The organism is Pararhizobium sp. IMCC21322, assembly GCF_030758295.1.
In the GTDB taxonomy this organism is placed as follows: Bacteria; Pseudomonadota; Alphaproteobacteria; order Rhizobiales.
In genome coordinates this window covers 3598898-3623815 of record NZ_CP132335.1, presented here as the reverse complement: position 1 = coordinate 3623815, position 24918 = coordinate 3598898, and the positions used below count along the sequence as shown (strand labels likewise).

Below are 24918 nucleotides of genomic sequence, written 5' to 3'. Positions count from 1 at the left end.
GAGTTATCGCTGTTGTATTACAACTGTTCGTTTTTCCCGCCATTGGCATTGACGTGTATTACAACATGGATCAACTTACCGCAAGCATCTACGCAAATGGGAGGAAACACCACATGCAGAATAAGTCCAAAATTCTTCTAGCAGGCTTGTCAAGTTTGGCAGGAATTGCCGCGCTGTGTTTGTCCATATCGCAGGCCAGCGCCGAGCCGCTCACGGTTGTCGGCCACAAGGTTCACCAGACGACCATGACCGGTGATGCGGGCGGTAATTTCGCCGGAGAGTGGGCTGCAGAAAAGGATGTTGAAATCGAATGGCTGACTTTCAACACCGCTGCGGTTCATGAGCGTCTGTATCGCGAGGCCAGTCTTTCTTCGACGTCTGTCGATGTGGGCTTTGCCGCGAACCGCTTCTTCTTGCCGCAGTTTCCAGAGATGTTCGAACCACTCGACGATCATCTTGCGTCAGATCCAATCGAAGGTTTCGACGAATTGCCCAAAGGCATGTTGGACGCTTTGACGATTGACGGAAAATTATACGGTATTCCCTATCGCCATGCGACAGCCGCCCTTCATATCAACACAGCGTTGCTCGAAGAAAGAGGGCTGGAGGTGCCGACAACCTTTGAAGAAGTGCTGGAAGTCGCACGCGCTTTATCATTCAGCCGTGACGACGGGACAAAGGTCTATGGTCTCATGCTTGATGACCGGACGCCGACAACCATCACGGATATCGCACGGGCACAGAGTAACGGCGAATTTCTGACGTCTGATTTCCAACTGTCAGCCAACAGCCCTGAGATGATTGCGGCCGTGAAGACCGTGGAAGACCTCTACAATGACGGTGTGCTCCCCGAAACGTATCTGAGTTTCCTGACCGAAGATGTCATTACCTTCATGCAGCAGGGACGTGGTGCCATGGCAATTTCTCCATTTGGCCGCAACAAGAATTACAACAATCCGGATGAAAGCCAGTACCCGGGCAAGATTATCTCTATTCCACTTCCGGCATCAGAGAACTTGTCTGACTTCAAGGTTGCCCCGGTACGTACGGAATTCTGGGCGATGTTCATCCCGAAGAACTCCGACGACAAGGATCTTGCATGGGATTTCATCCGAAATGCATCGTCACCGGAGAACACAATCAAAGCTGCTCTGAACGGGAATGGCCCTGTGCGTCCATCGGCTTATGATGATCCGCGCATGGGCGAGCGTCTGTCCTATGCCGAAGCCGAACAGACGGTACTTGCCGTTGCCCGTCCCCCTCTGCCGGGCTGGGACAACTCGGCGCGGGTGCAGGATATCTTCGTCGAAGAGCTGGACCTTGTTCTTCTTGGTATGAAAACGCCGCAAGAAGCCATGGATTCGGTTCAGGAACGTGTGACACCGCTGCTGCCTGAATAAACGCACAAGATATCGATTGACGGCCGGGTTCCGGTAAACGCACAGCTGGCTCCCGGCCGCAGAAACAGGGTTATTTAGCATATGTTTGAAGACAGGAGATGGTTGCCGGTCGTCATGGTCTCACCGGTCTTGATGCTGCTCATCCTGATGATCGGAATTCCATCGATCTTTGTGGCCTGGCTTTCACTAACCGAATCCACCCTGGGTGCTGAATCCACCTTTGTCGGTCTTGATAATTACCGACAGATTTTCAGCGACCGGATTTTTTGGCGTGCCGCGATCAACACCTTCGTCATCGTCAACGTTGTGGTCTATTCCGAACTCATCATAGCAATGCTTCTGGCGCTTGCGCTCAATTGCAAATTTTTTGGCAAGGGGCTGATCTTTTCGATCCTCATCGCGCCATACGCGGTTTCCGAAGTCAGCGCGGTTGTTATGTGGCAATACGCATTCGAGCCGGATGTCGGGACAATCAATAATCTTCTTGAACAGCTATTTGGCATAGATTTCAATTGGACCCGCAATCCGTTTCAGGGGCTGACTCTGATCGCGATCCTTTCGATCTGGATCCATCTTCCGTTCACACTCATCATACTTTACTCGGCGATTTCGACAGTCCCGGAAGATCTGAAAAGCGCGGCACGGATTGAAGGAGCAACCGAGCGGCAAGTGTTTCGGCTGGTTACATTCCGGATCATTGCACCTGCAGTGCTGATCGCGCTGATGTTTCGCTACATTTTCGCAATGCGCCTTTTCAGCGAAGCGTGGCTGCTGACTGAAGGGGGACCAGCGCGTCTAACCGAAGTGCTTGGCATCTACCTGTTCCGCTCCGCCTTCCGCTATTTCGATTTCGGACCGGCAGCGGCGACGGGGATTGCGATGCAGTTCCTCTCGCTCCTGGTGGCATCCTTCTACCTCTATCGTCTTTACAAGGGGATGAAGGCCAATGGCTGAACGCTACCTGACAATTGCGCTTCGAGTTTTCATCATCGGGCTTGGTGTCATCTGGTCGGCATTCCCGATCTTCATGGTGGTCTCATCATCGTTCAAGACACATATCGACATTTTCGCGGTGCCATCAAAGTTCCTGTTCACGCCGACGCTGGACAATTACCGTCAATTGTTTCGTGCTTGGCCCGAGTTTCTCGACGGTCTGCTCAATTCTCTAATCGTCACGACAGGCGCCACGCTGTTGACGGCCATTGTGTCGCTTCTCGCGGGTTATGCCTATTCCCGGTACCAGTCGCGTCTGTTAACCGCTTCGGCATTTTTTATGATCCTTGTTCGGATGTTGCCACCCCTGGTGGTCACCATCCCGCTGTTTCCGGTCATCAACTGGCTCGAACTCAATGACACACACGCGATTCTGATCGTTCTGTATGCTGCCTTCTTCGTCAGCCTCTCGACCTGGATCCTCAAGGCTTTCATCGATCAAATACCGCGCGAACTGGAAGAGGCCGCAGAAGTCGAAGGTGCGTCGCTGATACAGCGGCTGACAAAGGTCATCCTTCCGCTTTCAGTCCACGGTATGGTCGCTGCCTGCGTCTTTGTGGTCGTTTTTTCGTGGAATGAGTACATGTTCGCGCTGATTTTTACATCCAGCGCCGCCAAGACTGCGCCACTGGTGCTGGCAGAAATTTCAGGGTCGCTGGAAGGGGTTCAGTGGGGCGTGCTGTTTGCTGCCGCTACCCTCCAACTCGCACCGGTTCTGATATTTGTCCTTCTCGTCCAGAAATACATCGTCACCGGCCTCACCGCCGGCGCCGTCAAGGGGTAACCACATGGCTGACTTAAAGCTGAGTAACGTCAGCAAATCTTATGGCGGAGTTGTAGCGCTGACCGACATTTCCGTTGATGTCGCTGACGGTGAATTCATAGTGCTCGTGGGGCCTTCTGGCTGTGGCAAGTCCACATTGTTAAGATCTATCGCGGGACTTGAAAGGATCTCCTCGGGCGACATCGTTCTAGGCGGTCGACATCTGGCGCAAGTGCCAACGCGCGATCGTAACGTGGCGATGGTGTTCCAAAGCTACGCCCTTTTTCCGCACCTGACGGTTGCCGAGAACATCGGCTTCGGCCTGAAAATTCGGAAGACCGACCGAGCCACATCCGAAAGCAAGATCGCGCACACAGCCGGACTCCTTGGTTTGGAAACCCTGACTGAACGCTACCCGCGTGAACTGTCTGGCGGCCAGCGCCAGCGGGTGGCGATGGGACGGGCGATCGTACGCGACCCCGAGGTTTTTCTGTTCGATGAACCCCTGTCCAACCTGGACGCCAAGCTTCGCGTGCAGATGCGCACCGAGATAAAGGCGTTGCGTCAAAGACTCGGGATTACGTCGGTTTATGTCACCCACGATCAGGACGAGGCGATGACTCTGGCCGACAGGATCGTCGTTTTGAACGCTGGCCGGATCGAACAGATCGGCACGCCGATGGAGTTGTATGATCAGCCTGTGAACATGTTCGTGGCCGGGTTCATGGGCTCGCCGCCGATGAATTTCATTCCAGCGCGTGCTGAGGGCGGCATATTGACCACGGCAGGCGGACCGGTGTCCGGGGCGGAAATCTCAACCAATATGCCGAAAGAAGCCATGCTGGGCATACGACCGGAAGCTCTGAGTTTCATTTCCGAAGGCGGGCTCGCCGGAGAAGTGGAAGTCGTCGAGCCTCAGGGTGCACAGACACTGGTAATCGTAAGGCTTGGCGACGGGACGTCGGTTTACGCAAGCGCCGACAAACATGCCCGGCAAAAGCCAGGCGAGTCAGTTCGTCTCGGGTTCGACTGGACCGAGGCACATTTGTTCGACACCAAAAGCGGACAGCGCATAAAGCCATTGAAAGAGGATGTTTCAACATGACGCGGCATGCATTGATAACGGGAGCAGCTGGCGATCTGGGATCCGCAGTGGCGGTTCGACTCGCAGAACAGGGTGATCGGGTCGTGTTGGTCGACATTGACGGCGATCGTCTGGATGCAGTGCTCGGACAGTTGCCTGGAAACGGTCACCGGAAGGAGATTCTGGACGTATCGAATGAGGCAGCCGTCATGGCGCTGGCACAGACGTTTCATGAACATGGCGACGGTTTGGATGCTGTCTTCAACAACGCAGGCGTCAATGGTGCAACAGTGCCAATTGCCGAGCACACATTGGACGACTTTCGCCACACATTTGAAGTCAATGTTTTTGGCAGCTTCCTGATCCAAAAGCACATGCTGCCTCTGCTGGCTGAACGCGGCGATGCCTGGCTCTTGAATACAGCGTCAGAGGCGGGGACGCGGGCAAATGCCCGTCGGGGCTGTTACGCAGCAACCAAAGCGGCAGTTATTCAGCTCACGCGCGCCGTGGCGTTGGAATATGGCGAGAAGGGCGTCCGGGTGAACGTGCTTTGTCCAGGTCCGATAGAGGGACAATTTATGGATCGGTCCGAAGCTGGGCTCCCGGATCCCAAAGCCGCACGCAAGATGATCGCATCGGCCTCAGCTCTAGGGCGCTATGCGTCCGCGGACGAAATCGCGCAACATGTTTGCTATCTGCTGACCGCCGCGCCGCCATATCTGAACGGCTCTGTCCAGCAAATTGATGGATGCCGACGATGAACGCGGATTGGGTTGAAATGCCGCCGCGCCCGTCGCTCTCGGCAAGCGAAAAGGCAATTCATGCCGCCTTGGCCTGTGCAAAAGAACGAGGCATCGCGGTAGCGGTTATGGTGGTGGATAACGCGGGTCAGCTTATTTGCGGCAAACGCATGGATGCAGCTCGTCCCATCACTGCGGAACTTGCGCTGGCCAAGGCGCAAATGGCAGCGATCCATCAACGCGCGACACATCTTTTTCAGGAGATGGTCGCGCCCGGCGAACCAGCATTTGGCTTGCAGTATCACCAGGCGGGTGGCCATGGCATTTTGCCCGGTGGACTGCCGCTGACCATCGGCAGCAGCCTGTGTGGTGCAGTCGGTGCAAGTGGGGCGGACCGTAGCGGTGATCTCGCTTGCGCTGAGGCCGCGCTAACGGCGCTGATTCTAAACAGGAGAAATTGACAATGGCACGCATCGATAAGGTCGAACTGATTCATTTTACTTTCGATGTTGCAGGCCTTGGCCCCAGCGACGACGGAGTTTTGGGTTACAATCCGGATGCCCAGGCATCACTGAAAAGCTTTGTCCTCCGTATCCATGATGCTGAAGGCACAGTTGGTGAATACTGTCCCATGCATTCCGGCAAGCACGCTGCTGTAACCGGTCAGACAGTTCCGCTGCTGGCATCGCTCATCGGTCGTGACAGTCTTGCACGGGAACAGCTTTACCAGGATTACAAACGGCGGCACCGTCATCTGGCTGGTGTCGGCTACTCGGCTATTGATATCTGTCTGTGGGATCTTTTCGGCAAGAAAGTCGGGCTGCCGATCGCTACTCTGCTTGGAGGCTATCGCTGGGAGCTACCCGCCTACGCCAGCACGATTTCCGGCGATAGGAATGGCGGCCTGTCCGCTCCCGAAGCCTATGCCGACTTTGCCGAACAATGTCTTGAATTGGGCTATCGGGGTTTCAAGATGCATTGCTGGGCGGATGGGGACCCAAAACCGGAAATCGAGACCATTGCTGCAGTGGCTCGGGCCGTGGGAGGGAAGATGGAATTAATGACCGACCCTGCCAGCCATATCGCCACATACGCCGATGCACTGAAAATCGGACGCGCTTGCGATGATCACGGCTACTATTGGCTCGAAGACCCTCTAGCCGATTGCGGTCAGGCACCTCATGTGCACCGCATGTTGAGGCAGCAGATCCGGACACCGCTTTTGTTGACCGAGCATGTCCGCGGGCTGGAAAGCAAGACGCCGTGGATAACCGAAATGGCAACCGATTTTCTGCGGGCCGATCCGGAATATGATCTGGGCATCACTGGCGTCATGAAAACGGCTGCCCTGGCTGAAGCTTTCGGTTTAGATATCGAACTACACTCCAGTGGACCGGCCCACCGGCACTGCATGGCCGCGATCCGAAACTCCAATTTCTACGAACTGGCTCTTGTCCATCCAAAAATGGCAAATCCGCTGCCGCCGATTTTTGAATGCGGCTATTCAGATGAACTTGATACGATTCAACCCAATGGATGTGTGGCTGTTCCCAAATGCCCAGGGCTTGGCGTGAGGCTGAACGAAGACTTCCTGGCCCGCGCCGAGGTTGACCGGCAAATTTTTTCCTGACCTATGTCCCACTTTTCTGATCCCTGGGACTACATCGTGGTAGGTGGCGGATCAGCCGGTTCGGTCATGGCAAGCAGGTTGTCTGCCGCGCCAGATTTGCGTGTTCTTCTGATCGAAGCCGGTGCCGACATTGACCCCGATGCAGAACCTGCTGACATCCAGGATCCGTATCCTTATCAGGCCGCCTATAATCGGGCGTATCACTGGAAAGGTCTCAAAGCGCGGTTCGGCACCCATCCCGAAGCCTATGATCGTGCCCGAAATTACGAGCAGGCCCGCGTGCTGGGCGGCGGGTCCTCAATCAACGGCCTCCTGGCCAACCGCGGAACACCTGACGACTACGATGAGTGGGCGGCGCTGGGAGCAACAGGCTGGAGTTGGGATGAAGTCCTTCCCTATTTCCGAAATCTCGAAACGGATATTGAGGCGCCGGACGCAGCTTTGCATGGCAAAAGCGGCCCGATCAAAATCACGCGTGTTCCTGAAGGCGATTGGCCGGGCTTCTCAAAGGCGTCGCGCGACGCATTCGCAAATGCCGGGTTTCAAGCCATTTCGGACCAAAACGGCACATTCGGTGATGGCTGGTTTCCGATGCCAGTTTCCTCTGATGGGACCCGCCGTGTTTCGGCCGCGCGTGGGTACCTTGACGCCACTGTTCGCGCTCGGCCCAATCTGACTATTATCGCCGATACCGCTGTTCGCCGCATTCTCTTTGATGGAAAAGATGCGATCGGAGTCGCCACCGACTCTGAAGAATTGCGCGGACGCGAGATCATCATCTGCACGGGCGCGCTGATGAGCCCAGCGATTCTCATGCGTTCTGGCATCGGCCCCGGCGGTCATCTACGGGATCTTGGCCTGCCGGTAGTTTCTGAATTGCGAGGCGTGGGAGGCAATTTGCAGGAACATCCGTCAATTGCACTGTCAGCCTTCCTGAAGCCGGGTCACCGAATGGGCGCAACGCCTCGGCGCCACGTCCATGTTGGATTGCGCTTCAGTTCTGGCGAAGGTTCGCCCGCTGACATGTTCATGGTCGCTGTCGCCCGTGCGGCCTGGCACCCGATGGGAAGTCGCATCGGGTCGCTGTTCGGATGGATCAACAAGCCAGTTTCCACCGGTCGATTGCAGCTTATCTCGCCCGATCCTGCCGAATATCCCGACATATTTTTTGCGCTACTCGACGATCCGCGGGACCTGTCCAGAATGCGGTACCTGTTCCGCCAGATGGCCAAATTATACGCTTCGCCCGCACTAACTGCTGCAGCCTGTGACCCCTTCGCTGCCCGTCACGGAGCGCTGGCCTCGATGGTTCGCAAACCGACGCTTCTCAACCGGCTCGCGACTACTTTACCTGCTCTGCTGGCAGATGGGCCTGCACCTCTGCGTCGTGCGATACTGAAGGGGCTTATTGCCCCTGGGTTCGATCTTGCAAAGACATTGTCAGACGAAACGCTGCTCGATGAAGTTATCCGCGACTTTACAATCGGCGGCTGGCATCCTTGTGGAACCTGCCGCATGGGACGCCCGGATGACCCGGAAGCGGTTGTAGATGCAAAGACCGCCAGGGTAATCGGCGTTGGTGGCCTCAGGGTGGTGGATGCGTCAGTAATGCCCAGGATTCCGCGCGCCAATACAAACATTCCAACGATTATGATAGCCGAGAAATTCGCGGCCACAATCGCGTCAGAGGCGCGGTGATGCAGACACGACAATCCGAACCGTATCGGGCATGCAAGAGGATTGGCTACGCCGTTGCGAAACGGTTGGCTGAGTTGGGGGCGATCATCAAACAACAGGCACCGCAACTCGAGGAACGAATTCATTGCAGGATGCCGGGGTACGGGGGCGGTGACACCTATGCCTATCACCTCAACGCTCAGCGCAGCTATGTCAGCCTCAATGTCGGAAACGCGTCCAAGGTCGATCCAAACAAAGCGCTTCTGCGGCAATGTATCACAGGGCAGGGCAAGCAACGATGAATGGCACGTGTTCGAGGCACAAATTCAGGTGATTATGCTGGTATACACCCGTCAGTCCCGAAGCACCGCCATGCTGTCAGTGTCCCAGCCTATCCAGACAGGGTCTGAGCCAATCGACTGACCGGTTTCCGCGTCAACAAAAGCCCGCAAAACTGCACCTTGTGCTTCTTCCACGGCGAGATCCACCGCCAGGCGACTTCCGAGAAATGTTTTTGCGACGACTTTGCCCTGTACGGCATTGGCAGAGGCGGGTCGATCGTGGGAAAAGCCCAGTTTTTCAAGACGCACCGAAGCTGTAATGGCGTCTCCAACATTTGGAACGCCGCTTGGTGCACGGCCGCTCAATGTCTGGCCGAACCAGTCCATCATCACCGTGTCGCCATCCTTGCCACGCATCTTGCCGGACAACAGATTGGTTTCGCCAATGAATTCGGCAACAAATCGGGTGGCAGGATGGAAATACAGCTCTTCCGGTGTGCCGTCTTGCTCCACCCGGCCATTGTTCATCACAACAATGCGGTCGGACATCGTCAGTGCCTCTTCCTGATCGTGGGTTACAAAGAAGAAGGTTTTATTCGTGCGGCGCTGGATTGATTTGAGTTCCAGCTGCACTTGTCCACGCAGCTTTGCGTCAAGCGCGCCCAAAGGTTCATCCAGCAGCAACAGCGCCGGATCCGGCGCCAGCGCACGGGCGAGGGCTACTCTTTGTCGTTGCCCGCCTGACAATTGGCCCGGATAACGATCGCCGTATGTATCGAGTTCGAGAAAGGCCATGATTTCGTCCAGGCGGCGCCCGATGCCTGCGCGGTCCATGCCCATCAGTTCAAGTCCGAAGGAAATATTCTGCCGTACGGTCATGTGAGGGAACAATGCATAATCCTGAAACACCATATTTACATGGCGTTTTTCCGGCGGCTGCATGGTTACATCTTCACCGTCCAGAATGATGCGACCTGATGAGGGACGTTCAAAGCCGCCAAGAATTCTCAACGTCGTAGATTTGCCGCAGCCGGAGGGACCAAGAAAGGTCACGAACTCGCCGCGTGCAATATCAAGGGTCAGATTGTCCAACGCTAATACATCACCAAAGTTTTTTGAAACGCCCTCGATACGGACAAGTGCAGATGAGCCGGTCATATTTTGGAATCCTTGTTCATACGGCGCGTAAATCTTTCAGCCCAGATGCCCAATGCAGCTGTCAGGACTAATGCGACAGTCGCGATTGCATTGATTTCGGGCGACATGCCCGATCTCAGTTTGGCGAAGATCAAGACAGGCAGGGTCGGCTCGTAACCGCCAAGGAAGAACGAGCGGACAAAATCATCAAAGCTGAGAAGGAGGCAAAAGATGCTTGCTCCCAAAATGGCCGGTACCAAATATGGCAGTGTGATGCGCATGAATGTGATGACCGGATCGGCGCCCAGATCGCGCGCTGCCTCGATCTGGCTTTTTGGCAATGTTGAAAGCCGCGCCATGACCACAAGTGCCACAAAGGGAACATTGTGCACAGCATGCGCCCACACAATGGCCCCCATGCCGGGTTCTATCCCAAGCCAGCGCGCATAGATTCGAAATGCAATAGCAGAGATAATTCCCGGAATCAGAGCAGGTAGTATTGTCAGCCCGAAAACGGCCGTGCGTCCAAAAAATTTGCGACCTTCAAGCAGAACCGCAATCCACGTGCCAACGGCGACGGAAATCAGGGTGGACAGCACTGCTATGGCCATAGAATAGCCTAAGGTCGAGACTACATCGCCATCAGAAAATACGCCCGTATACCAGTCCAGGGTCCAGGACCGGATCGGGAATCCGATAAATTTGCTGTCCTTGAACCCCATCAGGATCATCAGAAGCAACGGGACAAACACATACAGAACAAAGGCCCAATAGGAGCACGCCAGCAGAATTCGGTTGCCGCGATTCATTTTGTGTCTCCCTTACGTAGAGCCTGCATTAGTTTTTGGAATGTTCCTGTCAGGAATATTGCCGCGACGAACATGATGGTCGCAAAGGCGGCACCCGTTGGCCATTCGTCCCCGGCATTGTGGAAGAAGCCTGCTATGGTTTCAGAAAACACGGTGGTTGATGGCCCTCCCAGTAAAACTGGTGTGGCGTAAAAGCCTGTCGATATCAGGAAGACCAGAGTGCATCCCGAAGAAATTCCTTCGAGTGTTAAAGGCAATGTGACACGGCGAAACCGCGTCCATGCGCCAGCTCCAAGATCGGCCGCCGCTTCATTATAGCTCTTGGGAAGTTTTTCCAACGCGGAATACAGCGGCAAAAGCATATAGAGCGCGGTGAGGTAGACGATGCCAATGCCCATGGAAAAACTTGTGTACATAAACGGGATGGGTTCATCGACCAGGCCCAGCCATTTCAACGCCTGATTCACTGCGCCGGTGTTGCCCAGAAGGATCATGATCGCATATGTGCGTACGATTTCGCCGACCCAGAATGGGATCAGCAACAGCAGCAGCATCAGCATTTGGTTTTTACGGCTGACATGGCGCGCCAGAAAGTAGGCGACAGGGTATGTCAGGATCAAAGTGCAGAAAGTCAGAACCCCTGCAAAGGTCAGGGTTCGGAAAAATGGTTGCCAGAAAATACGTTCACCGAAGAAACGCACGTAATTGTCAAATGTGAAGTGCTGTTCAACGCCCACTGCAACTGGATAGGCATCGGTCAGACTTACACGTACCATCTGCAGCATTGGCCCCAAATGCTGGCTCAGAACCCACAGAAGCGGTAAAGAAGCGAGCACCCAAAACTGGCGTCGTGGTGATGCTGTCGCCAATCGAACGAGTGAGCGGTACGGTGCCCAACTCGCCAGACGACCCCAAAATGTGCGGTCTGTCTTCCTCCGTGGCACGGCAACGCGGTTTGCGCTCGCGTCATTTGTCATTCGGGAATTCCTCACGCCAATATATCAGGGCGCCTTGTCCGCCAGAATTGGCGAACAAGGACATTTTATGCAGATTTGGTATTGTTGCTTAGGCTGCTTTGATTGCTTCTACAGCCGGATCAACAAGCCCGTATTTCATATCGTTCGCTTCTGCACGGAAGAACTGAAGATTAGCCAGCTCCTCATCCGAGAACGATGTCGACTTCTTCTCAAGATCAGTCAGATATTGTGAGGAGTCTTTGTAAGTCGAGATAAACCCGGACGCCTTGGTCATCGATGCGCCAATCTCTGGCGAGGCCAGAATTGCATCCAGGAACTTGTAGGCATTGTCCACATTGGGGGCATTGTTGGCGATGTTGTAAGTATAAACAAAGCCGTATGACCCTTCGCGCGGAATGCTCATCGCAAGTGGGAAGCCATCATTGATCAGCGCAGCGGCCGGGCCGTTCCAGCTATGACCAAGTGAGATGTCCTGGTTCACGAACATTTGCTGAATTTCTGCACCACCGTCGTAATATTTGCGAACCAACGGTTTCTTGTCGATCAGGAATTGTTTGGCTTCTTCAACAATTGCAGCCGCTTTCTCAGGGTCATCCTTATACGCGACCATGTTGCCGTCATAGCCAAGCTTAAGCATGACAATCGACATCATATCCTGAATGATATAGGCGGTTCTCTGCTTGTACTTCTCAGAAAAAAGAACATCCCAGCTCTGGGCTTCCTCAGCATCAACAAGGTCGGTGTTGTAAGACAGGACTTCCATTCCCGACAGGATTGGAGCACCCCATTTGTTTCCATTGATTGTGGACCAGTCGCTTTCGGAAAATGTCGGGTTGATGTTGCCCCAGTTACTCAGACGGTCAGTATCCAATGGTGCAAGAAGCTTGTTGTCAATAAACTGCAAAAAACGGTGTCCCGCGACAGTCATGATGTCCACTGTGGGGTTAGGCGCTTCTGCAGCAAGCAAATTGAACTGTTTGCCCTGATCATCGACCAGACGCACATTCACCTTGATTCCAGTTTCGCTCTCGAACTGTTCCTTGAACGCGGTCGGGACGAAGTCATTATAGGTCCAGATGTTCACTTCACCGCCTGCGGCGTAGGAGCGGCGCAAATACGCGGGGCTGGCCAGAGCGGCGCCGGTCACGGCGGCGGTGCCCAGGAAGCGGCGTCGGTTGAGAATTAGTTTGGTCATATCAGATGTCTCCCAATTGAGTCAGGTTGATTCCGTAGCATTCAGTCTTTGAACACCTTGTTCAGGTGTCACCTGCAGCAAGCCGGTACGGGCTGCTCGTTGCAGGTCATTTAGGCCGAAGCGATTGAGCTCTAGCGCATTCAATATGTTGTTTTCATTGCTGAAGTCCCGGCCATACATCGCAGAAAATATCTTTATTCCTGCTTCGTGCAGTGTCGCTGGTTGATCCACCAATCGTCCCAGAACTGCAGTCAATTGCAGCCCGTAGGGTACATCTTCCGTCACATAGCGGCTGTCAGCCGTCGCTGGGCCGATGCCGCCATTGCCCTGGGCGTGCATCGCCTGGTTCATGTCCGAAATGGACGCGACAGGAACGTGAAAACTCAGATGAAAATGTTCGAAAATCGTTCTTACCTTCAAATCCAGGGCATTGGCGATGGCAAGACGTTCCAGGTCCAATTGCTCAAGCAATTGCCCGACTTTTGGGGTCACGTTTTGTCCCTGGCTCCAAACTTCACCGCGTTCCATGCGCGTAATGTTACCCAACGCAATTCCCAAATGGTTTTGCGGATTCAGGTTGGAGAGCGAAATCGCCAGCAGACCGTCGCGTTCCTGGAAGCGATCACCGAAAAGCTGCTGGCAATAGGTCAGACCATTCACGTTCGCGGCGTCGTCCTTCACGGTGCATAAATCGACCAGGCTCCGCACAGTGTTGACCTTGACCGTTGTGTCGCTTTGCTTTCGCCCTGTGATGACCGTGGTGCCCCAGGCGGTGATTGGCGCGCGGACATTCCGTGCTGCCAAAGCCTGTGTGAGGTAAACAGCGCCCAAAGACGCGTGCGATGAAATAATAATGTGCTGCCCATTGCGCACATGTGGCGCCAGCGCGTCCATAACCGTTTTATGGCCATAAGCGGGAAGGGCAATGATCAATGCGTCGTTTTGCTCCGCCAGGTCTTTTGCAGACTGCGCAATCCCAACTTTGAATTCTGTTTTGATTGCACCCTCAACGCAAAGTGGTGCTGACTCCAGCCCTGCTGTGCCGGCTCCGGAGGGTGACCACAGCATCGGTGTATGCCCTTGCTGGTGCAAAAGCGCAGCCGTGCCAAACGCGATAGATCCGGCACCTGCTATGCCTATACGTTTGACATCACTCATGAGTTGCCTTTCTGGCGCACGGGATCGCCAAGAACATGCATCAACCGGTTGGCCCAGCCGAAAAGCGCTGACGACAGGATCAGATCAAGAATTTCTTCGTTCGAAAGCCCCGCTTTTCGCAAGGCCTCCATATCTTCGGGTCCTGCAGCGGGAGGAGCTTCAGCGGATTTTCGGGAAAAGTCAAAGATCGCCTGATCTCTGGGGCTCAATTCAGCCTTGTCGCCGTAAGCAAAAAGCTGGTCGGTCACAGCCGTATCCTTTTGCAGTTTTGCATGCCTGTCTGCATGCACAGCTGCACAATATACACACCGGTTGACCAACGACGCGCCCAATGCACCCAACTCGCGCTCCGCGCGTGACATCCCGCCAGGATCATACATGATGGCGTTAAACAGGGGCGTTCTGACGGTCAGGCTTTCAACGTCGTGAGCCAATGTCAGCACATATTCTGAAACCTTCGTATTGGACGGCGTAACCTGAAGTGCATCCAGTTGCTCCTGGGTGGCGTCTTCGAGCTTGATCGGCTTAACACGGGGCTGCCAATGCGGCACGTTGCGGGTAAATTTGTGTATGACCTGGCTCATGCAGCGCTCCTTTGCAGAAGCCGTAGTCCGGCAATGACCCGAACCTGATAGGCAAGGAAGGCTACAAGTTCGCAAAGACGTACAATATCCGCATCTGCTACACCCGACGCCTGCAACTGCGCCACGTCATCAGCTTCAATGTCTCTGGTATGATTTGCGACTTTGTCGACAAATGCCAACACTGTGTCCAATTGATGCGTCTTTCCTGTTTCTTCAGGATCGGCAAAAATGGCCTTGTCACCAGCACTGGAAAGATAATGCGCTGCCAGCGTGTCATCTGCAGACAAGCGGGCAACACGCGCGGCCAGAGCAGCACGCAAATCGTGTTCAAAAGCCCCAAAATCTTTTGGTCGCAACACTGCGTCCTCAGCGGCCTGAGACAGGCTGATGATATTTGCGCGCTTCATCGCAGCTTCCGCAACATCCCCATCGGGAAGAAGGTCAGCCTTACTTAATATAGTCATGTCAGTGGGGTTCATGCGATCTGTCCTTCCCGGGTCTGTGCGCTTTCCGCCAAATCAGTCGCGTCCCATTCGTCGCCCAGTAATTCAGGGGAATCATAATCCTGCATTCTCTGCCAGTGGGTCTGCACGTCCTCAGCATAGAGCTTTGCAGCCACTGAACGCGACAACCATGCAGCGCCAGTACTGATGCCGGGGATGTCACCACTTACCTTGCCCAGACTGGCTGATGCCCCGTAGTTGAAACAATAGACATTGTTCAGCCAGGGTACCGTGCCGGATCGTCTCTCCTGGAAGGTGAAATCAGAGTTCAGATAGGGGAAACGCCCCAAATCTGCCGATTCTTCATCTTCTGGCGGTGTATAAACATCTTTCCAAAGAAGGATTTCACCCGCGACATCACCGAACTCGGTTCGCGCCATAGGGTCTATGACAAAGCCCGTGCCCAGGATCACAAAGTCAGCCTCATAAGACGTGCCGTCAGCAAAATGGATGATTGCACCATCACCGGATTTTTCAATGCGTGTGGTGGCCTTTCCGAAATGAAAATAAGCATTTGAATGACGGCTCACACGTAGCGTTGAACCGCGCGGTGAGGGCGTCTGTGTGGAAAAACTATATTGCATGAAACGCCAGCGCCATTCGTCAGGCAGATCAGCAAACCCTGCTGTAAACCCGAAGCTGCCAATGCCCATCATTTTATTGATCGTAGGCATTTCATTGCGGCGGATCAGATGGCGCACTTCCGCGGCTCCATGTTCCAGGGCTTCCGCCGAGTTATCCACCGCTGAGGCACCAACGCCAATGACTGCAACCCGCTTGCCCCGAAGCGCTGGGAAGTCAATTTCGTCAGCGCTGTGTGCCCAAAGATGGCGCGGCAAGTCTTCAATGAACTTTGGAATGTTCGGACCGCCTGTGCCGTCGCGACCTGTCGCAAACACCAATTTTCGGGTCAAGATCGTCCCGGTCTGTGCGCCGGAAACTGTTAGGCGCAACACATCGCCTTCTGGTTCCACATGGTCGACCGAGATGCCATTTTCCACGGGTATCTCAAGTGTATCACGGTACCAGGAAAGATAATCCATCCACATGGCGCGCGGAATTTTGTCCAGTTTCTGCCAGGCCTCTGTTCCAAATTGTGCGCGATACCAGGCCTGAAATGTCAAGGCTCCATGCCCATATGCAGGGCCGGTCAGCACCTTTGGGGACCGAAGCGTTTCCATTCGGGCATAGTTGAGCCACGGACCTTCAAGACCTTTAGCCGCCCGGTCCAGTACACGAACGTTTTTTATGCCCCCGGTGGAAAGCCCCAACCATGCAACCATCCCGCACATGCCGCCGCCAATGATGACGACATCTGTCACACCGTCCGTCTGCGGTACCCAACTGGTGCCCGGATAGCACAGAAAATCCAGATCTTCTTTGATCCGTGCTTCAAGAGCAGGCAGGCCACGGGCATCAATGGGCGAAAGGTCCTTATCTTGCATTCAAACCATCCTACAGAATATTTGGGAAAAGTTCAGCATCAGGCTGACCCCTGGCCCCAGGTCGGGTGTAAATCGTCAATGCGAAATGCATGGACATGTTGGTGCTGCGCGCCCATGGCGGGCACCGTGATCAGGTGAGGGTGATTGTTGGGTAGGTCTGGATGGATATGTGGTCGTTCTTGCGGATCATTTGCGGGCCAGACGACAAGCGCAGCGAGCGCGACCGAAGCACACATCATCGACAATATGAGAAGAGAAAGTTCCAGTGAGGTATAGCCCGCCAGCCATCCCGCCAACGGATAGGCAACCATCCAACCGGCATGGCTCAATGAAAATTGCGCTGCAAACACGGCTGGCCGATCGCGCGACGTGGCGGATTTGGTGATCACAAGTCCTCCAGGGGTCAGTGTCAAAGACGAAGCTGTGCCAAATACGACCCAAATCACACCCAATGCCTGCAGGCTCAACGGTGGTAACAGCGCAAATGCCGCGCCTGCAACCGCGAACCCAAACGTTCCGATAAACATTGTCGTGCGTTCACTGCTTTTGCGGACCATTCTTGGGACAATGAGTGCGCCCAAAACAGCGCCAGCACCATAACATGCCATGAGAATTGGGAAAAACCTATCTGCATCGCCCAAGCGGGCTCCGGCATAGACGACGGAATTGACCAGCACCCAGGCCATTGCAACCGACAGTGCAAATTTGAGAAGGACCAGTCCGCGCAACCTTGGTGTGTGCCAATGAACCCAAAGTCCGTATCCCGTCCGTTTCAGAAGCGTTCCCTTACGGCTGGCGAAAATGACTTTGGGTATCTTTGCCCAGACCAGTGCCAAAACCGATCCCATAAACGCGAGCGCAGCTGCATAGAATAGTGCTTCACCGGTAACCACATTCAGCAGAACTGCAGCGATGACGGGACTTAGAACAGCTTCCAGAGTATAGGCTATGCGTGACCAGGAAAGCGCCTGAGTGTAGTCATTTTCCTCTGGCAGCACTTCAGGGATCACGGATTGAAACAGCGGCGTAAAGCCTGCTGACAATGCAAAAAACGCAAAGGTCAGCGCTACCATTTGCCAGACCTCGGTGGCAAAGGCCATTGGCAACAGCAATAGCATTCTGCCGAAATCAAGAGAAACCATGACACGTTTTCGGGGTATTCCGGCTGATAATGTTTCTGCCAACGGTGCCAGAAATACATAGGCAACCATTTTTAACGCCAGTACGAACCCAAGCACCTGGCCGCCTGTGGTGGTGCCACCGATACGGAAAGCCAATAAAGAAAGTGCAACTGTCAGCAACCCGACGCCCAGCAGTGAGCAAATTTGCGCCGCAAATAAACGGCGAAATGTCTGATTTGCGAGGGGGCCGGTCAAAGCGCCCGACACCGATCGCCAGTCGATGTCAACCGAGCGTGAGATGTTTCCGATTTCAGAAATTCAAAGCTTGAATGGCTGTTTAGGATGACACTCAACTTGGCCAATACACAATCAATGACACCAGTTTTGTACCAAAAATTATGCGGCGAGCACTCTGATATTGGGGTGTTTTCTGCACTCACCAGATGGTTGGATTCCGGAACACGCGGCAATGCTGCATACAGACGGTTTGTCTGGCGGGCCTGCTGCTTGTGCTTTTTTGTGCCAATTGCGTTCTGGATCGACACAGTCCTTACCCCTTATCAATGGTCTCTTGGTCAGCTATACGTTTTACGTATACTATCGCCTTCAGAATGACTCATTGTAATTTTGGCTTCGCAAATATGTCAATAAAGAATAATGAACGCCCGGATATACGTACGCTGGAAGCCTTCACAGCTGTCGTGAGTTGTGGCTCGATGACGGGAGCGGCGCAAATGCTTCAAATCAGCCAACCAGCCGTAACCCGGATGATCCGGGATCTGGAGAAACGGGTTGGCTTCGATCTGTTTGAACGCAACGGACCGAAGATATCACCCACTGAGAAGGGAATGGTTTTTTTTGAAGAATCCAGGCGTGTTATTGCCAATCTCACACATCTTACCAATCGCGCTCATGCCATACGGGATGGCAGAATTGCAGCAATCGACATTGTAGCCACACCGACCATGTCAGCAGGGCTGGTTGCCTCCATCCTTTCCCGGATCAAGAATGTTCTGCCTGATTTCATCCATGTTGAAACGACCAGCGCTGAACGGGTTGTTCATGCTCTTCGACAACGGACAGCCGATCTTGGCTTTTCTGCATTTCCGCTGGAACATGAGAGTCTGGAGTGCCTGGAGCGATTTGAGTCAAGTTTGGTCGCTCTGGTTCAAGAGGGTGGCCCCCACGACATCCCGGAACCGCTGTCCATGACAGTTTTTGCCAATGAACGGCTGGCAACGGTTGGCAATAGTTACCGGATTCGACGTGCCATAAACCGGTCCCTGGATGATCACAACGTGAAACCGGCGTCTGAGTTTGTTACGAATTCTTCTCTCAACGCGGCCATGGCCGCGCGTGCCGGATTGGGAATAGGTATCTGTGATCCGGTCACAGCATTTGGTGTGCCGATTTCAGGCGTTTCCATCCGGCCCATCGCCCAACCCATCCCTTATAGCTGGGGATTATTTGCTGCCGATGAAAAAATTATGGGTGATCAGCTGAATTTGGTGACCGAGGCTTTCGCCATAGAAAGTAAAGAGATTATTCGCAAAGTCGCTTACATCTCATAAGGGCCCGGGCGATGAGGCATAACAGCTACACTTCAGGGAAACGTAATAAAGCACAGTCAATGGACCTCATTTCGCGACCTATGCTTGGGTTCCTCAGAGACCCGCTACGTCGGCTTCCGCGTATGCTGAGCCTTCAAGACACGGGCATTGCTGCTCATGGCGGCAGGCGAAGCTGGGTCGACTTTGAAGAAATCGCCGCCAAGCCCACCACGAAACGCGGGATGCTTTCGTCGTCTCTCGCACTCGATCTGAATGGTGGCGCGCAGGTGGTGCTCCCGGCCGTATACGGTGCAGCCGCGAATGACTTTGCCGCAGCAGTTGGCAAGGCTTGGTCGAGGTTCAACCTTGAGGCATATGCCAGAGAGGAAGGGTCCATCCTGCGTCTTCTTCAATTCCTGGACGCACTGCACGCCCCCGAACAATACCCGTCAGCATCCTACGTCGATCCGTTGGCAAGAGAGGCCGCGGAACTGACTGAGCGGGTCTTGTCGAAACTCCCCGCTGCGGCTGTAGGTGCCGATACGATGAGCCGAATTGCCCCGATCATTTCGTTCGGCGCTGATCCAGTGGGTACCCGCGAAGCCGCGATTGAGCGCTTCGTCGGCACGCAACTCGACCGATGGAAAGAGCTCTTCGACACAGTTGAATCCAACCCATTGACGCCTGAACAACGCCTGTCCGTGGTTGTCGACGAAGACGCTACGCTGGTTCTGGCAGGCGCTGGCTCAGGCAAGACCAGTGTCATCACCGCGAAAGCCGCCTACCTGATCAAGGCCGGAATAAGAACTCCCGGAGAGCTGCTCCTGCTGGCCTTCGCGCGGGACGCCGCGACCGAGATGTCCGAGCGGATCGAGGCCTGCTGCGGCGTGCCTATCGCCACGCGCACGTTTCATGCGCTGGCCTACGAGATCATAGGTGACGTTGAAGGTGAGAAGCCCGCGCTTGCGCAAACGGCAACGGACGACAAAGCCTTCCTGTCCCTGATCCGCGACATACTGCGATACATCGTTAGTCGCATGGGCGACGTGGCAGAGATTGTGATCGGCTGGTTCGCAGGCTTCTTCGACGACTTCTCATCACCCTGGGACTACAAGTCCGCTCACGAATGGTATTCCGAAGTCGAAAGCCGCAATCTTCGGACGCTGAAAGGGGAAACGGTCAGCAGTTTTGAGGAACTCCTCATAGCGAACTGGTTGTACCGGAATGGCATCGCCTACGAATACGAACCGACCTATGAGCACAAGCTGACCGGAACCGGACGTCGCGTCTACACCCCAGATTTCCGCCTGATAGAGAGCGGTGTTTACATCGAGCATTTCGGGGTGCGAAAGACGCGGGAGGCGGATGGTACAGAACGGCTAACCACCGCTCCGTTCATTGAGCGCAATGAATATCTGGCGGGCATGGATTGGAAGCGAAAGGTGCACGCCGAGCATGAGACGATTTTGGTCGAAACCTATAGCTGGGAGCGCGAAGAGGGTCGGCTTCTTGATGCCCTGGCCGAGAAACTTGCACCCCACATAGAGTTACGACCGATGTCGGACTTAGAGATATATGATCAGGTCACGCAGATCGGGGTTGTTGACAGTTTCACATCTCTGCTTGGCACCTTCCTTCGCCATTTCAAGAATGGCGGCTATCAGGTCGATGATTGCTCCAGAAAAGCGACCTCTCTTAAGCTGGGGAAGAGGGCAGATGCCTTCCTCAAGATTTTTACTGCGGTATTCCGCGAATATCAGACGCGTCTAGGTGATCGCATCGATTTCGAGGATATGGTCAATCGGGCGACGTCGCACGTGGAAAGCGGTCGATACGAGAGCCCGTTTCGCCACATCCTCGTCGACGAATTCCAAGATATCTCGACCGGTCGCGCGCGCCTCATCCGGGCGCTCAAGAACCAGCAATCGGATGCGAAGGTCTTCGCGGTTGGGGACGACTGGCAGTCGATCTATCGGTTTGCGGGTTCCGACATTCACATCATGCGAAATTTCGGACATGAATTTGGGGGACACTACGCCGGTGCGTCCGGTGTCCACCGAAGCGTCAATCTTGGCCGCACATTCAGATCCGTAGACAAGATTGCGCTCGCTGCCCGACGCTTCGTTCTGCGCAACCCGGCCCAAATCAAAAAGACAGTGGTTCCAGCTGGCGAAACGGACCAGCCGGCTATCCAGATTGCGTGGACCCGCCGTGACAGTGCCGAAAGCACACTGGACCAAACCCTCGCATCTCTGGCGGGAAGAGGGAGTGTGGGCGATCAAAAACCATCTGTGCTGCTGCTTGGGCGGTACAGGTTCAACGAACCTGATCTCAAACGTCTGCGACAGCGGCACCCGGCGATTTCGATTGGTTTTAAAACCATCCATGCTTCGAAAGGCCTTGAGGCCGATCATGTGATCATCTTGGGGGTCGACAACGCGCGCATGGGTTTTCCCTCGATGATCGTGGACGACCCGCTGCTAAGCCTTGTCTCGCCTGAAGCTGAGCCGTTCGCCAATGCGGAAGAGCGCCGGGTGATGTATGTCGCAATGACACGTGCCCGACAGACGGTGACCATCTTAGCTTCAGAGGCGCGGCCATCGGCTTTCGTCACGGAACTGATGGATGACCCGGATTACGACCTTGCCAGTCCACGTGAGGCTGCTGAACGCACGCACGCCTGCCTGCAATGCGGGGGGCGCCTACTCTATATGCCCGGGCAGGGCGGGCCAGGCTGGTATCGCTGCGAACATGTGAAGCTGTGTGGAAATCGAATGTCGGCATGTTCGGTCTGCGGTGTCGGGCTACCGCTCCCTAAGAGCGCGCGCAGTGTGATGGCATGCTCGGAATGCGGTGCATCGCACCAAGGCTGCCCGAGCTGTGAGGATGGCTGGCTTGTGGAGCGCCGGGGCAAGTATGGACCCTTCCTCGGGTGCATCCGCTTCCCGGATTGTAATGGCAAAGCGAAGCTTTTGAAGACTGCATATCAGACATTAAAATGGCACGAGACAAACATCAGAAATAGATTCAGCGAACGAACGATACCCTTGGTGACAACAGCCGAACTTTCCCATAGCCTTTCGCAATGACCAACCAGGTGTGGACAGATACTGAGAACGATCTGATCATCGCGGACTATTTCGCCATGCTGGCCGATGATATTGCTGGCCGGTCTTATAACAAAACGGCACATAGAAGGCGACTTTTACCGCTCTTGAACAACCGTTCGGAAGGGGCAGTCGAGTTTAAGCACCAAAACATCAGTGCTGTGCTCAAGGGGCTCGGCGAGGACTGGATCACAGGTTATAAACCGGCCTTTAACTTTCAAATCCGCCTTGTCGATGCCGTGGCGCGCTGGTTGTTGCTGAACTCTGAATGGAGCAGTCGAACGTTCCTTTCTCAGACCTTGGACGGTATGGCTGATGAAGCTCAACTTTGGGTCGGACCTGCGCCAACTTTAACCAATCAGCCACCGCCGGACGAACTTGAACAGATGCTTCACATTGCACGTAAGTTCGACGTGGCAGCGCGAGACCAACGCAACCGTGCCCTTGGCAAGGCAGGCGAAGAACGCGTTTTGCTGCACGAACGTTCCGTTCTCACTGCAACCGGGCGGCAAGATCTTGCACGTAAGGTCCGGTGGGTCTCGCAAGAGGATGGCGATGGTGCCGGGTACGATATTGCCAGTTTCACTGCGGCTGGAAAGCAACGGCTGATCGAAGTGAAGACCACCAAAGGGTGGGAGCGAACGCCGTTCCATATCTCGCGCAACGAGCTTGCTGTGGCTGAGGAACGGCGAACTGAATGGTGTTTGCTTCGCCTGTGGAATTTTTCACGCGCGCCCAAAGCTTTTGAATTGCGCCCCCCGCTTGACGCGCATGTTTCGCTTACAGCAACAAATTTTCAAGCCAGCTTCTACTGAGTTGCTGTCGCCGCCACTGTGCAGACTGATCCAGACTGTTTCGCGCGGCTCAACATCGCTATGCCAGCGTGGAATGCGGTGTCTGACGTCAGACCTGGCAAATACGAAGTGCTGATAGAGACAAGTATTTTTCAAACTGAAGGCTATTGGGAGTTCGCCAAAATTGACCCTGATGACTGGTAGAACGCGAAATGTTTGTGGAGGAATGCCTTGGCTGAGATCCACGGTTTTGAAAAGGCGGAGCGTGTCACAGAGCATTTTGCGCTATTGGAAGCGAAAATCATGACGGTGATTGAACGGGTTGATAATCATATGCTCAGGGCGGTGGATCAATTGCCGTCAGGTTGCAAAGAAGCCGGAGCGAAGCCATTGATCGGCCGGGCAATGCAGGTCAAAAATATTGACAAGATGGTGCTGAATATTTGTAAGGAGTGAGAAAAAGGAGAATTGAAAACTTTCGGTTTGGTGGTTTCATTCCGGGATGCACTATCGGCTCGTTAGAGAGCGTCCAAAACACTAAAAAATCTAACGTAAACCTCAGAGTATAGCTGTTTCCCGGCTCCTAGCCGTTCCGCAGCGTTTGTCGGGGTGTGCTGGTCTCCTGAAGGTCCGCGATGCATCTGATTACATGGTTTCAACGCGGCGCTCTCTCATACATGCGATCGAACAATTACAATCGGTAGTCCGTTGCCGTCTCGCCTCAAGGAGCGTTTTGTGAGTTTTATTCGAAACATATAATTTCGAAATGAAGTATAAATTACATAAAATTTTATATTTTCATGTAATATTTGATAAGTTATAAAACTTTCTAAGTTTTTATTGAATATAATATATTGATCTCGTGTCGACGGGAGCTGATATGTTAAATAAAAACGATATTGCATCAAATATAATTCTGAAATCTGCTGTCATAGCGCTTTTTCTATCTGTGGGAGGTTCATCCGCTGTTGGAAAGATAGATGATGGGCGAAACTCAGAAGTCGGGCAGTGGAATAAGTATTTTCCAATCCCTGTTTCCTATCTGAATGCGCATTTGCTCAATAAGTTTCAAATGCCTGTTCAGACCGGGACCCTTAAATCGCATATCAAATGGGCTTTTGGAGAACTGCAATACAGCCTGATGGCTGCCGTTGCACAATTGCCTGAACCTGTTCTCCAAGCAGCATTGGACAACGTTCCGTCCCCAATGGTTCCGATTCCCGTATCATTGCCGCGGACTTCCAGTGTTCCGCTGCCGCTCGCAAGGCCCGCTTTCAAGGCGCCTTTGCAAACACCCAAAGGTCCGGGGGATTATGGCGTTCTGAGTTCAGTCGCCATTGACATCAAAAATCTGCCAGCCCGGAAAGACTGGCTCAGCGTCAGTAAAGGCGACTATACAGGCCTGTTTCGTCAAAAATGCATCGGTTCTGCAAAGGTCTGTCGGTCTGATCTCGCAACCGGTGTGGCAGCGGCTGCCTCGGGATCACGGAAATTGCCCACGCTGAAAAGAGTCTCATTGATCAACCGCGCCGTAAACCGTGCGCTTGATTATCGGTCAGATCAGCAGATCTTTGGCCGTGCGGATTATTGGGCCAATCCAAATGAAGTTGCTGCTTTGGGCGTGGGTGATTGTGAGGATTTCGCAATTGCCAAGCTTTGGGCGCTGCGGGCGATCGGCTTGAACCCCGAGCAATTACAATTCATTGTGGTCAAGGACACGCGACGCAATGTCTTGCATGCGGTTCTGGCTGTTCACCTGGATGGCGGAACTTATATTCTGGACAGCCTGAGCGATAAGGTCGCCACACAGGGCGCATTCAGGGACTATAAGCCTATTATGTCCTTTGCGGCCAATAAAAGCTATATTCATGGCTTTGACAGCAAGGCTGTGCAGACAGCAAACCGCAAGGTCGGCCGAAACAATTCCTGAAAGACTTTTTTCGGGTTTTCAGCTGAGGTAACTCATATCT

Annotated in this window: 23 protein-coding genes; 14 read left to right on the top strand and 9 right to left on the bottom strand. The window is 54.0% G+C overall.

Annotation, left to right across the window (positions count from 1 at the left end; all coding sequences use genetic code 11):
• The first annotated feature begins 113 nt into the window (after positions 1 to 113).
• The 9 genes from RAL91_RS16980 to RAL91_RS16940 all read left to right on the top strand — a co-directional run bounded on the left by RAL91_RS16980 (position 114) and on the right by RAL91_RS16940 (position 8589).
• Entirely contained in the window at positions 114 to 1400 is a 1287-nt protein-coding gene (locus RAL91_RS16980; protein ID WP_306257441.1) for an ABC transporter substrate-binding protein, read from the top strand.
• An 81-nt stretch (positions 1401 to 1481) separates the two neighbouring features.
• Complete coding sequence (locus RAL91_RS16975) at positions 1482 to 2354, top strand: carbohydrate ABC transporter permease (RefSeq protein WP_306257440.1); 873 nt, start codon at positions 1482 to 1484, stop codon at positions 2352 to 2354.
• Entirely contained in the window at positions 2347 to 3177 is an 831-nt protein-coding gene (locus RAL91_RS16970) for a carbohydrate ABC transporter permease (RefSeq protein ID WP_306257439.1), read from the top strand. The genes RAL91_RS16975 and RAL91_RS16970 overlap by 8 nt, the downstream gene beginning before the upstream one ends.
• A 4-nt stretch (positions 3178 to 3181) precedes the next feature.
• Positions 3182 to 4261 (top strand): ABC transporter ATP-binding protein, encoded by a 1080-nt coding sequence (locus RAL91_RS16965; protein WP_306257438.1) that lies wholly within the window; start codon positions 3182 to 3184, stop codon positions 4259 to 4261.
• Positions 4258 to 5001 carry an SDR family NAD(P)-dependent oxidoreductase gene (locus RAL91_RS16960; protein ID WP_306257437.1) on the top strand — a complete coding sequence of 248 codons (744 nt, stop codon included), beginning with the start codon at positions 4258 to 4260 and terminating at the stop codon, positions 4999 to 5001. Before RAL91_RS16965 ends, RAL91_RS16960 begins: the two co-directional genes overlap by 4 nt.
• Positions 4998 to 5441 carry a heme-binding protein gene (locus RAL91_RS16955; RefSeq protein WP_306257436.1) on the top strand — a complete coding sequence of 148 codons (444 nt, stop codon included), beginning with the start codon at positions 4998 to 5000 and terminating at the stop codon, positions 5439 to 5441. The genes RAL91_RS16960 and RAL91_RS16955 overlap by 4 nt, the downstream gene beginning before the upstream one ends.
• Positions 5442 to 5443: 2 nt before the next feature.
• The gene (locus RAL91_RS16950) at positions 5444 to 6610 is read left to right on the top strand and encodes an enolase C-terminal domain-like protein (RefSeq protein ID WP_306257435.1); all 1167 of its coding nucleotides are present in this window, start codon (positions 5444 to 5446) and stop codon (positions 6608 to 6610) included.
• 3 nt (positions 6611 to 6613) lie between these two features.
• The gene (locus tag RAL91_RS16945) at positions 6614 to 8308 is read left to right on the top strand and encodes a GMC family oxidoreductase (protein ID WP_306257434.1); all 1695 of its coding nucleotides are present in this window, start codon (positions 6614 to 6616) and stop codon (positions 8306 to 8308) included.
• Positions 8308 to 8589: a DUF1801 domain-containing protein gene (locus RAL91_RS16940; protein ID WP_306257433.1), complete on the top strand. Its 282-nt coding sequence runs from the start codon at positions 8308 to 8310 to the stop codon at positions 8587 to 8589. Before RAL91_RS16945 ends, RAL91_RS16940 begins: the two co-directional genes overlap by 1 nt.
• Positions 8590 to 8640: 51 nt before the next feature.
• Here RAL91_RS16940 and RAL91_RS16935 read toward each other — a convergent pair whose 3' ends face one another.
• From RAL91_RS16935 to RAL91_RS16895, 9 genes are all read right to left on the bottom strand, one after another.
• Complete coding sequence (locus tag RAL91_RS16935; RefSeq protein WP_306257432.1) at positions 8641 to 9726, bottom strand: ABC transporter ATP-binding protein; 1086 nt, start codon at positions 9724 to 9726, stop codon at positions 8641 to 8643.
• A complete protein-coding gene (locus tag RAL91_RS16930) occupies positions 9723 to 10514 on the bottom strand; it encodes an ABC transporter permease (RefSeq protein ID WP_306257431.1) in 792 nt (263 codons plus the stop codon). Before RAL91_RS16930 ends, RAL91_RS16935 begins: the two co-directional genes overlap by 4 nt.
• Positions 10511 to 11491: an ABC transporter permease gene (locus tag RAL91_RS16925; protein ID WP_306257430.1), complete on the bottom strand. Its 981-nt coding sequence runs from the start codon at positions 11489 to 11491 to the stop codon at positions 10511 to 10513. The genes RAL91_RS16930 and RAL91_RS16925 overlap by 4 nt, the downstream gene beginning before the upstream one ends.
• Before the next feature lie 88 nt (positions 11492 to 11579).
• On the bottom strand, positions 11580 to 12686 hold the full coding sequence (locus tag RAL91_RS16920; protein WP_306257429.1) for a PotD/PotF family extracellular solute-binding protein: 1107 nt from the start codon (positions 12684 to 12686) through the stop codon (positions 11580 to 11582).
• Between the two features lie 21 nt (positions 12687 to 12707).
• Positions 12708 to 13844, bottom strand: a complete 1137-nt coding sequence (locus RAL91_RS16915; RefSeq protein ID WP_306257428.1) for an NAD/NADP octopine/nopaline dehydrogenase family protein — start codon at positions 13842 to 13844, stop codon at positions 12708 to 12710.
• The gene (locus RAL91_RS16910) at positions 13841 to 14428 is read right to left on the bottom strand and encodes a peroxidase-related enzyme (protein ID WP_306257427.1); all 588 of its coding nucleotides are present in this window, start codon (positions 14426 to 14428) and stop codon (positions 13841 to 13843) included. The genes RAL91_RS16915 and RAL91_RS16910 overlap by 4 nt, the downstream gene beginning before the upstream one ends.
• Positions 14425 to 14907: a hypothetical protein gene (locus RAL91_RS16905; protein WP_306257426.1), complete on the bottom strand. Its 483-nt coding sequence runs from the start codon at positions 14905 to 14907 to the stop codon at positions 14425 to 14427. Before RAL91_RS16905 ends, RAL91_RS16910 begins: the two co-directional genes overlap by 4 nt.
• A complete protein-coding gene (locus RAL91_RS16900; RefSeq protein ID WP_306257425.1) occupies positions 14904 to 16376 on the bottom strand; it encodes an NAD(P)-binding domain-containing protein in 1473 nt (490 codons plus the stop codon). Before RAL91_RS16900 ends, RAL91_RS16905 begins: the two co-directional genes overlap by 4 nt.
• A 38-nt stretch (positions 16377 to 16414) precedes the next feature.
• Entirely contained in the window at positions 16415 to 17752 is a 1338-nt protein-coding gene (locus RAL91_RS16895) for an MFS transporter (RefSeq protein ID WP_306257424.1), read from the bottom strand.
• Positions 17753 to 18138: 386 nt separating this feature from the next.
• Between RAL91_RS16895 and RAL91_RS16890 the strand changes: the two genes are divergently transcribed.
• From RAL91_RS16890 to RAL91_RS16870, 5 genes are all read left to right on the top strand, one after another.
• Positions 18139 to 19068 carry a LysR family transcriptional regulator gene (locus RAL91_RS16890; RefSeq protein WP_306257423.1) on the top strand — a complete coding sequence of 310 codons (930 nt, stop codon included), beginning with the start codon at positions 18139 to 18141 and terminating at the stop codon, positions 19066 to 19068.
• Positions 19069 to 19190: 122 nt separating this feature from the next.
• Positions 19191 to 22136, top strand: a complete 2946-nt coding sequence (locus RAL91_RS16885) for a UvrD-helicase domain-containing protein (RefSeq protein WP_306257422.1) — start codon at positions 19191 to 19193, stop codon at positions 22134 to 22136.
• The gene (locus tag RAL91_RS16880; protein ID WP_306257421.1) at positions 22133 to 22969 is read left to right on the top strand and encodes a DUF3883 domain-containing protein; all 837 of its coding nucleotides are present in this window, start codon (positions 22133 to 22135) and stop codon (positions 22967 to 22969) included. The genes RAL91_RS16885 and RAL91_RS16880 overlap by 4 nt, the downstream gene beginning before the upstream one ends.
• Before the next feature lie 210 nt (positions 22970 to 23179).
• On the top strand, positions 23180 to 23404 hold the full coding sequence (locus RAL91_RS16875; RefSeq protein ID WP_306257420.1) for a hypothetical protein: 225 nt from the start codon (positions 23180 to 23182) through the stop codon (positions 23402 to 23404).
• Positions 23405 to 23828: 424 nt separating this feature from the next.
• Complete coding sequence (locus RAL91_RS16870; protein WP_306257419.1) at positions 23829 to 24878, top strand: transglutaminase-like cysteine peptidase; 1050 nt, start codon at positions 23829 to 23831, stop codon at positions 24876 to 24878.
• Positions 24879 to 24918 lie beyond the last annotated feature (40 nt).

Bases quoted from the DNA above. Each gene is read 5' to 3' on its own strand.
- RAL91_RS16880 (WP_306257421.1), top strand. From the start codon at position 22,133: ATGACCAACCAGGTGTGGACAGATACTGAGAACGATCTGATCATCGCG.
- RAL91_RS16915 (WP_306257428.1), bottom strand. From the start codon at position 13,844: ATGAGTGATGTCAAACGTATAGGCATAGCAGGTGCCGGATCTATCGCG.
- RAL91_RS16885 (WP_306257422.1), top strand. From the start codon at position 19,191: ATGCTGAGCCTTCAAGACACGGGCATTGCTGCTCATGGCGGCAGGCGA.
- RAL91_RS16960 (WP_306257437.1), top strand. From the start codon at position 4,258: ATGACGCGGCATGCATTGATAACGGGAGCAGCTGGCGATCTGGGATCC.
- RAL91_RS16975 (WP_306257440.1), top strand. From the start codon at position 1,482: ATGTTTGAAGACAGGAGATGGTTGCCGGTCGTCATGGTCTCACCGGTC.
- RAL91_RS16970 (WP_306257439.1), top strand. From the start codon at position 2,347: ATGGCTGAACGCTACCTGACAATTGCGCTTCGAGTTTTCATCATCGGG.
- RAL91_RS16940 (WP_306257433.1), top strand. From the start codon at position 8,308: ATGCAGACACGACAATCCGAACCGTATCGGGCATGCAAGAGGATTGGC.
- RAL91_RS16920 (WP_306257429.1), bottom strand. From the start codon at position 12,686: ATGACCAAACTAATTCTCAACCGACGCCGCTTCCTGGGCACCGCCGCC.
- RAL91_RS16890 (WP_306257423.1), top strand. From the start codon at position 18,139: ATGTCAATAAAGAATAATGAACGCCCGGATATACGTACGCTGGAAGCC.
- RAL91_RS16950 (WP_306257435.1), top strand. From the start codon at position 5,444: ATGGCACGCATCGATAAGGTCGAACTGATTCATTTTACTTTCGATGTT.
- RAL91_RS16925 (WP_306257430.1), bottom strand. From the start codon at position 11,491: ATGACAAATGACGCGAGCGCAAACCGCGTTGCCGTGCCACGGAGGAAG.
- RAL91_RS16935 (WP_306257432.1), bottom strand. From the start codon at position 9,726: ATGACCGGCTCATCTGCACTTGTCCGTATCGAGGGCGTTTCAAAAAAC.
- RAL91_RS16965 (WP_306257438.1), top strand. From the start codon at position 3,182: ATGGCTGACTTAAAGCTGAGTAACGTCAGCAAATCTTATGGCGGAGTT.
- RAL91_RS16910 (WP_306257427.1), bottom strand. From the start codon at position 14,428: ATGAGCCAGGTCATACACAAATTTACCCGCAACGTGCCGCATTGGCAG.
- RAL91_RS16870 (WP_306257419.1), top strand. From the start codon at position 23,829: ATGTTAAATAAAAACGATATTGCATCAAATATAATTCTGAAATCTGCT.
- RAL91_RS16945 (WP_306257434.1), top strand. From the start codon at position 6,614: ATGTCCCACTTTTCTGATCCCTGGGACTACATCGTGGTAGGTGGCGGA.
- RAL91_RS16930 (WP_306257431.1), bottom strand. From the start codon at position 10,514: ATGAATCGCGGCAACCGAATTCTGCTGGCGTGCTCCTATTGGGCCTTT.
- RAL91_RS16905 (WP_306257426.1), bottom strand. From the start codon at position 14,907: ATGAACCCCACTGACATGACTATATTAAGTAAGGCTGACCTTCTTCCC.
- RAL91_RS16955 (WP_306257436.1), top strand. From the start codon at position 4,998: ATGAACGCGGATTGGGTTGAAATGCCGCCGCGCCCGTCGCTCTCGGCA.
- RAL91_RS16980 (WP_306257441.1), top strand. From the start codon at position 114: ATGCAGAATAAGTCCAAAATTCTTCTAGCAGGCTTGTCAAGTTTGGCA.
- RAL91_RS16900 (WP_306257425.1), bottom strand. From the start codon at position 16,376: ATGCAAGATAAGGACCTTTCGCCCATTGATGCCCGTGGCCTGCCTGCT.